At 65.6% G+C, this 10,189-nt stretch carries 9 protein-coding genes; 3 read left to right on the top strand and 6 right to left on the bottom strand.

Translation table 11 applies throughout. The features are described 5' to 3' along the window. Nucleotides 1-139: 139 nt before the first annotated feature. The 3 genes from AC0L3A_RS06345 to AC0L3A_RS06335 form a co-directional block, all read right to left on the bottom strand. Complete coding sequence (locus AC0L3A_RS06345; protein ID WP_007600828.1) at nucleotides 140-1,939, bottom strand: ABC transporter ATP-binding protein; 1,800 nt, start codon at nucleotides 1,937-1,939, stop codon at nucleotides 140-142. A gap of 327 nt (nucleotides 1,940-2,266) precedes the next feature. Beyond that, complete coding sequence (locus tag AC0L3A_RS06340; RefSeq protein ID WP_354128963.1) at nucleotides 2,267-3,853, bottom strand: DHA2 family efflux MFS transporter permease subunit; 1,587 nt, start codon at nucleotides 3,851-3,853, stop codon at nucleotides 2,267-2,269. 25 nt (nucleotides 3,854-3,878) lie between these two features. Continuing rightward, nucleotides 3,879-5,195 (bottom strand): HlyD family secretion protein, encoded by a 1,317-nt coding sequence (locus AC0L3A_RS06335; RefSeq protein ID WP_473253837.1) that lies wholly within the window; start codon nucleotides 5,193-5,195, stop codon nucleotides 3,879-3,881. A 197-nt stretch (nucleotides 5,196-5,392) separates the two neighbouring features. Between AC0L3A_RS06335 and AC0L3A_RS06330 the strand changes: the two genes are divergently transcribed. Together AC0L3A_RS06330 and AC0L3A_RS06325 are read left to right on the top strand one after the other, a co-directional pair. Continuing rightward, nucleotides 5,393-6,028, top strand: a complete 636-nt coding sequence (locus tag AC0L3A_RS06330; RefSeq protein WP_219683411.1) for a TetR/AcrR family transcriptional regulator — start codon at nucleotides 5,393-5,395, stop codon at nucleotides 6,026-6,028. A 44-nt stretch (nucleotides 6,029-6,072) separates the two neighbouring features. After that, nucleotides 6,073-6,408, top strand: a complete 336-nt coding sequence (locus AC0L3A_RS06325; protein ID WP_007600823.1) for a DUF6665 family protein — start codon at nucleotides 6,073-6,075, stop codon at nucleotides 6,406-6,408. Nucleotides 6,409-6,449: 41 nt separating this feature from the next. Here AC0L3A_RS06325 and AC0L3A_RS06320 read toward each other — a convergent pair whose 3' ends face one another. From AC0L3A_RS06320 to AC0L3A_RS06310, 3 genes are all read right to left on the bottom strand, one after another. After that, complete coding sequence (locus AC0L3A_RS06320; RefSeq protein WP_245285996.1) at nucleotides 6,450-6,560, bottom strand: hypothetical protein; 111 nt, start codon at nucleotides 6,558-6,560, stop codon at nucleotides 6,450-6,452. A 79-nt stretch (nucleotides 6,561-6,639) separates the two neighbouring features. Then, on the bottom strand, nucleotides 6,640-7,845 hold the full coding sequence (locus tag AC0L3A_RS06315) for an extensin-like domain-containing protein (protein ID WP_007600822.1): 1,206 nt from the start codon (nucleotides 7,843-7,845) through the stop codon (nucleotides 6,640-6,642). 307 nt (nucleotides 7,846-8,152) lie between these two features. Next, nucleotides 8,153-9,001: a DUF2147 domain-containing protein gene (locus AC0L3A_RS06310; RefSeq protein ID WP_473253836.1), complete on the bottom strand. Its 849-nt coding sequence runs from the start codon at nucleotides 8,999-9,001 to the stop codon at nucleotides 8,153-8,155. Nucleotides 9,002-9,195: 194 nt separating this feature from the next. On the opposite strand from AC0L3A_RS06310, the gene AC0L3A_RS06305 reads away from it, so the two are divergent. Further along, complete coding sequence (locus AC0L3A_RS06305; RefSeq protein ID WP_473253835.1) at nucleotides 9,196-9,969, top strand: DUF2147 domain-containing protein; 774 nt, start codon at nucleotides 9,196-9,198, stop codon at nucleotides 9,967-9,969. Nucleotides 9,970-10,189: the final 220 nt, after the last annotated feature.

The following is a 10,189-nucleotide window of genomic DNA, read 5'->3' as shown; positions in this document are numbered from 1 at the left end:
TCTGGTTATCTGCCCCACCCGGCGGGGGGGCGCGTGCCGCAGTTTGGCCCCAACGTGGCCGCGGGGTTTCTGGTTTTTATGTTAATTCACCGTGGGGCGGGGCGCGGGGGGTTTTTCCGCCCCGCCCGCCGCGCGCCACTCACTCCGCTGCTGCGATATGTCCGAGCTCCACCACCTGGCGCTCGAACAGGCCGCGATAGATGCCGCCGGGCTTGGCCGCGAGCCTGGCATGCGTGCCTTGCTCGACGATCTCGCCGCGGTCGAACACCAGGATGCGATCGAGGCTCTTCACCGTCGACAGCCGATGCGCGATCACGATCGAGGTACGGCCTCGCATCAGCCGCTCCATCGCCTGCTGGATCAGCGCCTCGGATTCCGAATCGAGGCTCGAGGTCGCTTCGTCCAGAATCAGCACCGGCGCATCGGCCAGGAAGGCGCGCGCCAGCGCCACGCGCTGCCGCTCGCCGCCGGAGAGCTTGACGCCGCGCTCGCCGACCAGCGTCCCGTAACCCTTGGGCAGGCGCAGGATGAAGTCGTGCGCGTTGGCCAGCCGTGCCGCCTGCTCGATCGCCTCCAGGCTGGCGCCGGGCCGGCCATAGGCGATGTTCTCGGCGAGCGAGCGGTGAAACAGGATCGGGTCCTGCTGCACGATCGCGATCTGGCTGCGCAGCGAGTGCTGGGTGGCCTTGGCGATGTCTTGCGCATCGATCAGAACGCGGCCGCCGGTCACGTCGTAGAGCCGCTGCACCAGCTTGACGAAGGTGGTCTTGCCGGAGCCGGAGCGGCCGACGAGACCGACGCGCTCGCCGGCACGGATCGTGACCGACAACCCGTCATAGAGCGGCGCGTGATGACCGCCATAGTGAAACGTGACGTCGTCAAAGAGGAGCTCTCCGCGCTCGATCGCGATCGGCCGCGCGTCCGGCGCATCCGCAATCCCGATCGGCTCGTCGTGGATCGCCACCAGCTCCTCCATGTCGTTGACCGAGCGCTGCAGGTTGTTGATGTGCATTCCGACGTCGCGCAAATAGGCATGGATGACGTAGTAGCTCGTCAGCACATAGGTGACGTCGCCGGGCGAGGCCCGCCCCGACATCCACAGCAGCACCGCGCCGCCGATCACGGAGGCGCGCAGGGCCAGCAGCACCGAGAGCTGCGCCAGATTGGTGTAGTTGTAGCGCAGCCAGGTCCGCCGCACGCGCACGCGCCAACGATTGACGACACGGGCAAGCCGCGCATCCTCGCGCGCTTCCGCGCCGAAGGATTTCACCACCGCGTTGCAGGTTAGCGCGTCCGCCAACGTGCCGCCGACCTTGGTGTCCCAGGCATTGGAGACGCGCGCGGCTGGCGCGATATAGCGCGTCGAGAACAGCACCGTCATCGTGACGTAGGCCAGCGCGCCCAGCGCGATCACCGCGCCAAGCGAGGCCCAGTGCACGCCGAGCAGGATCATCGACCCGATCAGCACCAGCAGCGACGGCGCCAGCGCCATCAAGATGGTGTCGTTCAACAGGTCGAGCGCCCACATGCCGCGGGTCACCTTGCGCACCGTGGATCCCGCGAAGGAGTTGGCGTGCCAGTCGGTCGAGAAGCGTTGCACGCGCATGAAGGCTTCCTGCGCGACCTCGGACATGATCTTGAGCGAGAACGGCACGATGGCTTGAAGGCCGGTCAGCCGCAGCACCATGGACGCAGCGCCCAGCGCCACGATACCGCCCAGGGCCATCAGCGCCGCGTGACGCGCGGCGAGATCTGATGGGCCGCGCGTCAGGGCGTCGACCAGATGTCCGGAGAAGACCGGCATGAACAGGTCGGCGACGGTTGCGCCCAACAAGCCGCCGGCCACGACGAGGGTACGCCCCGGCTGCTTCAGCCAGTGCCGGAACACGAATGGCAGCACCACGCGTATCGCCGCGGGCCTTTTTGACAGAGCGGTCATGGCGTCATCCGGCCGCTTCTGGCGCGGGCCGGCTCCATTGATGGACGCAGGCCGGCCGCGAGGGCCGAGACGGCGTCACTTAAAGTTGGCTTTGGACTTGGGGAGCGGAGCGATCGGGACTGGAAGCCCAATCGAAGCTGGCGGAAGAGGCCTCTAGGAGGCCGAGCAGATACCGAGCCAGAACATCATCGAGCGCGGGCGTGCGATCTGCGAATGCGACGAAATCATGCAAATCCTCCCAGTTCGATGGAATGAGTTGCGCTTTATAGATGTGTCACTGGTGATTTGCAACGGGGCTCGCGCGAGATCACGCACGAGTGTTGCAAATTAGTGCGCGTCGCCGCTGGCGCCGAACGGCGAGGCCGGCTTCTTCAACAGCGTGACGAGCAGGGTGAGGCCGAGATAGAACACCGTCAGGATGAAGAAGGCATCGCCGAAGCCCATCACCACGGCCTGGCGATGCAAGAGCTGCGACAGCTGCTTCATCGCCATCAGCGTGGAATCGCCGAGCCCCTGGAACTTCTGCATGAACATGGTCAGGGTTTCGGTCGCGGTCGCGTTGCCCCAGGTCACGCGCTCCTGCAGGCGCGAGATGTGCAGGTCGGTGCGGTCGTTGAGCACGGTGTTGATGACGGCGAGGCCCACGGCGCCGCCGAGATTGCGCATCAGGTTGAAGAGCCCCGAGGCGTTCTTCACCCGGTCGGGCGCGAGCGTGCCGAGCGCGATGTTGTTGGTCGGCACCATAGCGAACATCATGCCGACGCCGCGCAGGATCTGCGGAATCAACAGCTCGTAGAAATCGTAGTCGCGCGTGATCCAGGTCATCTGGTAGGAGCCGAGCGCGAATACGACGAGCCCGAACGCGATCATGTAGCGCATGTCGTACTTCGCCATGAGGCGGCCGACCACCGGCGCAACCAGGAACATGGTGATGCCCGAGACGAACAGGGTATCGCCGATCATCAGCGCGCTATAGCCGCGCACTTCGGCGAGATAACGTGGGTAGATGTAGGTCAGGCCGTAGAGGCCGATGCCGATGCAGAACTGAAGGACGCAGCCGATCGCGAAATTGCGATTGGAAAAGGTGCGCAAATTGACGATCGGCTCGGCCGCCGTGAAGACGCGCCAGAAGAAGGCGATCGCCGAGATGCCGCAGATCCAGGCGCAGATCGCGACCGAGGGGTCCTGCATCCATTCATATTGCGGGCCTTCCTCCAGCACGTATTCCAGCGTGCCCAGGAAGCTGGCCATGAACAGCAACCCCCACCAGTCGAAACGATCGAGCAATTCGAAATGCGGCTCGTCGAAATCGACCAGCGCCAGCACGCCGATTGTGATACCGATGCCGGGCACGATGTTGATGAAGAACAGCCAGTTCCAGGACATCAGGTCGGTGATGTAGCCGCCGACGGTCGGCCCGATGGTCGGAGCCAGCGTTGCGACGAGCCCGATGATGGGACCGACGATGTGGAATTTGGTGCGCGGGAAAACGGTGTAGGCGGAAGCGAACACCGTCGGGATCATGCCGGCGCCGAGAAAACCTTGCAGCGCGCGCCAGACGATCATCTCCTCGATGGTGGTGGCGAAGCCGCAGAGCAGGCTCGATACGGTAAAGCCGGCCGCCGAGATCGCGAACAACAGCCGCGTGCCGAACGCGCGCGACAGAAACCCCGACAGCGGAATCGCGATCACTTCGGCGATCAGATAGGCGGTCTGGACCCAGGAGACTTCACTGGAGCTTGCCGACAGGCCGGCCTGGATTTCACTCAGGGACGCCGAGACGATCTGGATGTCCAGGATCGACATGAACATCCCGAACACCATGATGATGAAGGCGAACAGCCGCTTCGGCGCGATGCGCTCCGAAGCGGGGTCCGCCATCATGGCAGGTGAAACGGTCGTGGCGTTCGCCATCGTCTGACCTCGCGGCGCAGGCGCGCTACTGCGGATGGATCATGGTGGCGTCGTCGAGATCGACCTCGCTGTCGGCGTCGGCCGCGCCCTTGTTGGTATCGACGGTCGCAGTGACCGACATGCCGGCGCGGAGCAGGTTTTGCTTCGCGACCGACTTCGGCACGCGGATGCGGACCGGCACGCGCTGCACGATCTTGGTGAAGTTGCCGGTGGCGTTGTCGGGCGGCAGCAGCGTGAACACCGAGCCCGCGCCCGCCGCGATGCTGTCGACGACGCCGGAGAATTTGCGCATGCCGTAGGCATCGACCTTGATCGTCACCGGCTGGCCGGGGCGGATGCGCTTGAGCTGGGTCTCCTTGAAATTGGCGTCGATATAGACGTTGTCGAGCGGCACGACGTTGCCGAGCCGCTGGCCAACCGCGACGAAATCGCCGGCACTGACGAGGCGGTTCGAGAACGTGCCGTCGACCGGCGCGCGCACCGCGGTGAAGGCGAGATCGCGCTCGGCCTTGGCCAGCGTGGTCTTGAGCTCGGCGAGTTGCGCCTGCGCTTCGGCCTGCTGCGCCTTGGCGACGTCGACATTGCTGAGCGCGACGTCGTAGGCGGCCTGCGCAGCCTTGACGGCGGCGGCGCCCTGGTCGCGCCCGGCTTCGGAGCTCTCGAAGGTGGCGCGCGAGGCAAACCCCTTGTTGCTCAACGCCTGCTGGCGCTCATAATCGAGGTCGGCGCGCTTGAGGCCGGCTTCGGCGGAGACGAGTTGCGCCTTGGCCTGCGCGACCTGGCTGTCGAGCGCCGCGACCTGGCGGCCGATGCGATCGATGGTGGCCTGCTGGGTCGCGATCCTGGTCGCGGCGGCGTCGACCGCGATCTTGTAGTCGCCGTCGTCGATGCGGAAGACGATGTCGCCGGCGCGCACCGTCGTGTTGTCGCCGGCGAGGATCGAGGAGACGTGGCCGGCAACGCGCGCGCCCAGCATGGTGTTGTTGGCGCGGACATAGGCATCGTCGGTCGCGACGTAGAAGCGGCCGACCAGCGTGTAATAGCCGGCATAGCTCGCGGCAGCGAGCGCCAGCACCAACCCTACTCCCATCATCACGAATTTACGCTTGCCGGACTTCGACGCGCCGGCGGCGGGCGCGTCTGGGGCTGCGGCCGGCTTGTCGGTCACGGGCTGCTCCGGCGCCTCGCTGGGGCGGCGCTTGGTTTCCTCGGCCACATGAGAGCGCAACTGCTCGGCGAGAGCCACAGACGTCTCGGTGGCAGCCTCACCACCCGCGGGCGTCGGCGTCTCCACGGCGTCCGGGCGAAGGACGCGCGCAGCCTGGTCTCTCACTACGGCCATGGAGGCCTCCCCCAACAAAAAAGCGCGATGAGGGACAGCCGCGTGCGGCCCGGTCCCTCTCGCTTATCCCAAATATCATTGACCGAACGGTTCGGTCAATATAGATAATATTCCCGGGCAGAGCCTACTGGCCCGAATCCTTTATTTCGGTTTCATGATCCTGGACCGATGCAAAAACCTTCCGAGACCCTGAACCAATGGTTGTAGCCGACCGCGAACATCTGCACGTCATCCAGGAGGAGGACAGCTCCAAACGCCGCCAGATTCTGGACGGGGCCCGCAAGGTGTTCATGGATCTCGGGTTTGACGGTGCCAGCATGGGCGAGATCGCTCGCGCGGCGCAGGTCTCGAAGGGCACGCTTTACGTCTACTTCGCCGATAAATGCGCGCTGTTCGAAGCCATCCTCGAGCAGGAGGCGCTCCAGCACGGGCAGGTCGCGTTCAATTTCGATCCTGCCCGCGATGTTGAAACCACGCTGAAGGATTTCGGCCGGGCCTACAACCGTCTGCTGTGCCGGCCCGGCGGCGGATCGGCGATCCGCACCGTGATGGCGATCGCCGAGCGCATGCCCGATCTCGGCCGCCGCTATTATGCGCGGGTGCTGGACAAGTCCATCAACCGCCTCTCCGACTATCTCAACACCCATGTCGCCTGCGGCGATCTCGCGATCGACGATTGTGATCTGGCGGCGTCGCAATTCATGGAACTGTGCAAGGCCTCGCTGTTCCTGCCCTTCGTCTTCCAGGCCGCGCCCGCGCCGTCGGAAGAGCGCATGAGCGAAGTCGTCGACAGCGCGACGCGGATGTTCCTGGCGGCGTACCGGGCGAAGTAGCGCCACGCGTTGCAGGCCGTTCCGTCGGTCCTATATTGGGGCTCATGTCCCGTGATCTTCGCCCGCCGGTCGATATCCTCCATTACGAGATTGTCCAGGAACAGGCCTCCGCGCTCGGACGGATGGGCCGCACGCTCGAACGGGCGCTGGCGCGCTTGCGCGAGTTCGACGCCGCTCACGCAAGCTCGGAAGTGCCGGCCGCGATGCAGCCGGCCAGGCGAAAGCTGGTGATGGAAGCCGGCCACGCGCTCTGGATGTTCGTGGTGCAGCGTGAGGCAACCGGCCTGCGCGACAGCCGCCACATCATGCGGACCTACAATGTCCCCGCCGAGGTACAGCTGTGCATGGGACTGGTCCCAGCACCGTCGAAGTCGACCTGAAATTTTTCTACGGCGCGGGCTCTAGTCGGTCACCTGCTTCCTCAACGCGGCGAGATCGTTGACGGCCGTCTTGGTCGGCCAGTCCAGACGATGCCGTCGTCCTGGAGGCGGCTGAGGATCAGGCTGATGGACAGGCGCGTCGCGCCGATCATGCGCGCGAGTTGGCCTGGCGTGATACGGCCGAGCGAGATCGGGCCCCTTTCCTCCTGGGCTACGCATCACGCGCAAGCCTCAATCGTCGGCGTACTCGTCCTCTTCGTGTTTTCGCGCCATGCTCTTGCGCGTACCCAGCGAGCCGGTCACGGAGGGATCACGCGCATTCGCATAGGGATTGCGCCCGCCCGCCCGCGCGGCGACCTCTTCGCCGGAGACGGCAGCGGGCTGGCAGATCAGGCGGCGGCTGGCGCGGCGCATCAGATCGACGTGGATGTGATCGTAATGATAGACGTTCGAGCCCGGCGCCAGCACCGTGGTGAAATGCACACACGCGCCCGACTGCACGTCGCGCAAGAACCCCTGCTCTTCCGGCATGCCGCGCCAGCCATCCTTCACGGTGACGCGGCGGCCGTCGGCGAGCACGAAGGCGGCGATGTCGAGCGCGTTGCCGAAGGCGTGCTCGGAGATATGGGCGTGCGAATTGCCGTTCATGCCGCGGCAGGAATAAGCGGAGATCTGCTTGATCTCCGCGACGCGGGTGCCGAACCACCGCATCGCCGAGGGCTGCACGGTGTCGGCGAGCCAACGATCGAGCTCGGACACGATCGGACAGGCCAGCGTCGCAACCGGCTTGATCGCAACGGGGCCAACGGCGGTGACGGGATTGCCCTGTGCCGGACCAAGGCGCGGCAGCGGTTGCTGCGCGGGCGCCTGCGAGTAGGGCGCCGGCCGTGCCGGATAGCTCGGCGCATTCATGTAGCGCGACGCGCCCGCGGCATCGGTGCCCTCGGGCGGCAAATCGATCTCGTCTTCCTGCTGCGCCACGCCGGGCGCATTCAGAGGCATTGGACCAGGGGAAGCGCCATAGCCGGACGGCTGACGCACCGCGCTCTCGGGATAGTTCGAGCGTTGCGGATAGGACGATGCCGGAGTGTTCTGGCTCTGCGGGTAATTCGATCGCGGCTGCGTCACCGGCCAGCGCGGCTGGCTGCCCACGCTCCCGGGCGGACGCAGTTCCTCATCGGCAAAGCCGTAGCTGCTCGAGCCTTCGCCGAGGGCGGCGACCTTGAGCGGAAACTCTGCGCCGCACATGCCCGGCCCGGAGATCGGGTCGATGCGGACGAGATCCGGCCCCTCTTTCACCGCGCCTGATTTCAGGCATGCGGCTTCGGCCTCGGCCCGCCACGGTTCACGTTCGGCCTGGAAGACGCCGCGTCCGCAACCTGCTAACGAAACAAGGACGATGGAGCCGACGAGATACAAACGAACTCCGCGCGTCATGCACGCACGTTCGGTGAATTTACTTAAAGACTCTTCAACGTGTTGATTTCAGTGTTCTTTAACCATGTCAGCCGGCGCCAGCAGGACTGTCCGCAGGTGACGAGCGACAGCAAAGCTGACTTTTTCGGAAAGAGACTTTCTGTTAACCATGACGCTCTCGCGCAAAGCGGCGCGACAGCGGGAGCGACATCATGACGTTCGCCGGGAGACTGAGCGTTATCACCGCGTACCTCGCCATGGCCTTCGTCGGCGCCATCGTGCTCGGCATGATCTAGGCGGCTTCAGCCGGAGGTATCGAACGCTTCCCTTACGACCGCGCGCTCCACTGCCGCGACGTCGTGATCAGTTTCTCCGGCCGCTCTTCGGCTCGCGTCCAGTCGTTTCCGGAACACCAGAAGTGGCCCAGTGCGCAGGCTTCGACGTGAAGCTTGCCGGAGCTCTTCAGCGTCATCCTCGCGTAATAGGTACTGCCGCTGGAGCGGCTGTAGATGTTGCCGGTCCAGACGTCGTGCGTTTTCGGCTTCATGTTGACGAGCACGCTCTCGCCCCTGGCCGACGCTTCAGTCAGCGCGAAGCCACACAGTGCCGGTCCACAGCGTTCGATGCGGACCGTGCCCTTGGCGCCTGCGCTCTCCCATTCGCCCAGCGGCAAATAGGCGGGCTCGTCGTCGCCACGCTCAGGGCTCGTCACGGGTTGCTCGAGCTCCGGCCTTGGCGCGACGACAGGTGCCTCCATGCGCGGCGGATCGAGCGCGACGGTCTTCGGCGGATCCATCCGCGGTAGCTCGACCCGCGGCGGATTGGAGCTTGGCGCCTGCGGCAGGACAATTGGCTGCGACGTCGTTGAGGCAAGGACAGGAGCCGTCTGCGCCGCCGCAGGCGCTACCGCAATCGCTTGCGCTGGCCTGACCGGAGCCGCGGGATAGAGCGGCTGCGGCGGCGGAAGCACCGGCGCAGGGGCCGGCGTCGTGTCATCGTCCGGCCGAAAGCTGCGATGGGAGGAAACCGAAACACAGGAAGCCGATCGGCAATGGCTGGGCGAGTCGACCCGGAATCGATGACCGCCGATCGAGAACGCGTAGGAGCCGGCCTCGGCTGCGGGCGCAATCGCCAGCAGCGCGATCAATGTGCCAAGCGACGTCACAAGCCGCATCATCGGCGCCTCCCTCTGTGTCGAGACGAGGTTACGCAGATGGACAGCGACTGAATGTGCGCGGCGTCACCCACCACCGGGGAGCCGTTGTGACGCCCATCACAGAAGGTCCGACCGGCCCGGCGTAGGGTCGAACCACGCTTCATCCACCCGCGACTTCAGTCCCATCGGGACCCACACATTCTTCGGAGGTTGTCATGAACAAGCTCACCATCGCCGCCACCGCTCTCTTCCTCGCGTCCACCGCCGCCGCGCATGCCGGCAATGCGATCTCGTTCCAGATCGAAGGCCAGAACATCCGCATCGAGACGCCGCGCAACTGCGCCTCGCTCAATTGCGTGACCATCGTCGCGCCGGGCTTGTCCGACAAGCCGATCAAGCTGAACAACATCAACCTCAAGGGCCTTGGCTCGAAGGATGATGACGTCGACACCACGCCGGCTCCGGCCACGACCGCGCAGCCGGCGCCGGCTCCGGTGCAGCAGCAGCAGCCCGTGCAGCAGGCCCCCGTGCAGGCGACCGCGCCGGCAGCGCCCGCTATCGCGGCACCGAGCACGACGGTTGCCGCTGCTCCGTCCGCTGGCTACGACGCCACGACGCAGACCGCGCCCGCTGCGGCTCCCGCGCCCGTCGCGGTTGCTCCGGCCCCCGCTCCGGCGCCGGTGCCCGCCGCGCCTGTCGCGGTTGCCAACACGCCGATCGGCGTCTGGGCGACCGAAGAGAACAAGGGCAATGTCCGCGTCGAACAGTGTGGCGTCAATCTCTGCGGCTACGCCGCGAAGACCAACGAGCGTATCCTGATCAACATGAAGCCCGACGGTGCGAAGTGGAGCGGCCGCATCCACGATCCCGACTCCGGCCGCAACTACGACTCGACGATCGCGATGAAGGGCCCGAATGCAATGCGCGTGCAGGGCTGCGCCTTCGGCGGCATGTTCTGCGGCGGCCAGACCTGGAAGCGCGTGAGCTGACGCACCACCATCGTCCCATTCTATAGTCATCCCGGGCGATGCGAAGCATCGACCCGGGATCATGCGCGACAGTCTCGGTTTATCCCCTCACCCTGAGGGGCCTGCGAAGCAGGCGTCTCGAAGGGCAAAGGCCCGGATCGCGAGCGGGCCTGCATGGTTCGAGACGCGCGCAAGGGCGCGCTCCTCACCATGAGGGGAAAGAGTTGGATTTGAACGTTCA

The organism is Bradyrhizobium sp. MI1.3, from assembly GCF_055811695.1.
The sequence above is the reverse complement of the archived record's forward strand: the minus strand, read 5'-3'. Positions and strand labels throughout refer to the sequence as shown.

What these genes read in the sequence shown, in the direction of transcription:
- AC0L3A_RS06305 (WP_473253835.1), top strand. Translation starts at nt 9,196, where the DNA reads ATGAACAAGCTCACCATCGCCGCCACCGCTCTCTTCCTCGCGTCCACC.
- AC0L3A_RS06325 (WP_007600823.1), top strand. Translation starts at nt 6,073, where the DNA reads ATGTCCCGTGATCTTCGCCCGCCGGTCGATATCCTCCATTACGAGATT.
- AC0L3A_RS06340 (WP_354128963.1), bottom strand. Translation starts at nt 3,853, where the DNA reads ATGGCGAACGCCACGACCGTTTCACCTGCCATGATGGCGGACCCCGCT.
- AC0L3A_RS06310 (WP_473253836.1), bottom strand. Translation starts at nt 9,001, where the DNA reads ATGATGCGGCTTGTGACGTCGCTTGGCACATTGATCGCGCTGCTGGCG.
- AC0L3A_RS06330 (WP_219683411.1), top strand. Translation starts at nt 5,393, where the DNA reads ATGGTTGTAGCCGACCGCGAACATCTGCACGTCATCCAGGAGGAGGAC.
- AC0L3A_RS06315 (WP_007600822.1), bottom strand. Translation starts at nt 7,845, where the DNA reads ATGACGCGCGGAGTTCGTTTGTATCTCGTCGGCTCCATCGTCCTTGTT.
- AC0L3A_RS06320 (WP_245285996.1), bottom strand. Translation starts at nt 6,560, where the DNA reads ATGATCGGCGCGACGCGCCTGTCCATCAGCCTGATCCTCAGCCGCCTC.
- AC0L3A_RS06345 (WP_007600828.1), bottom strand. Translation starts at nt 1,939, where the DNA reads ATGACCGCTCTGTCAAAAAGGCCCGCGGCGATACGCGTGGTGCTGCCA.
- AC0L3A_RS06335 (WP_473253837.1), bottom strand. Translation starts at nt 5,195, where the DNA reads ATGGCCGTAGTGAGAGACCAGGCTGCGCGCGTCCTTCGCCCGGACGCC.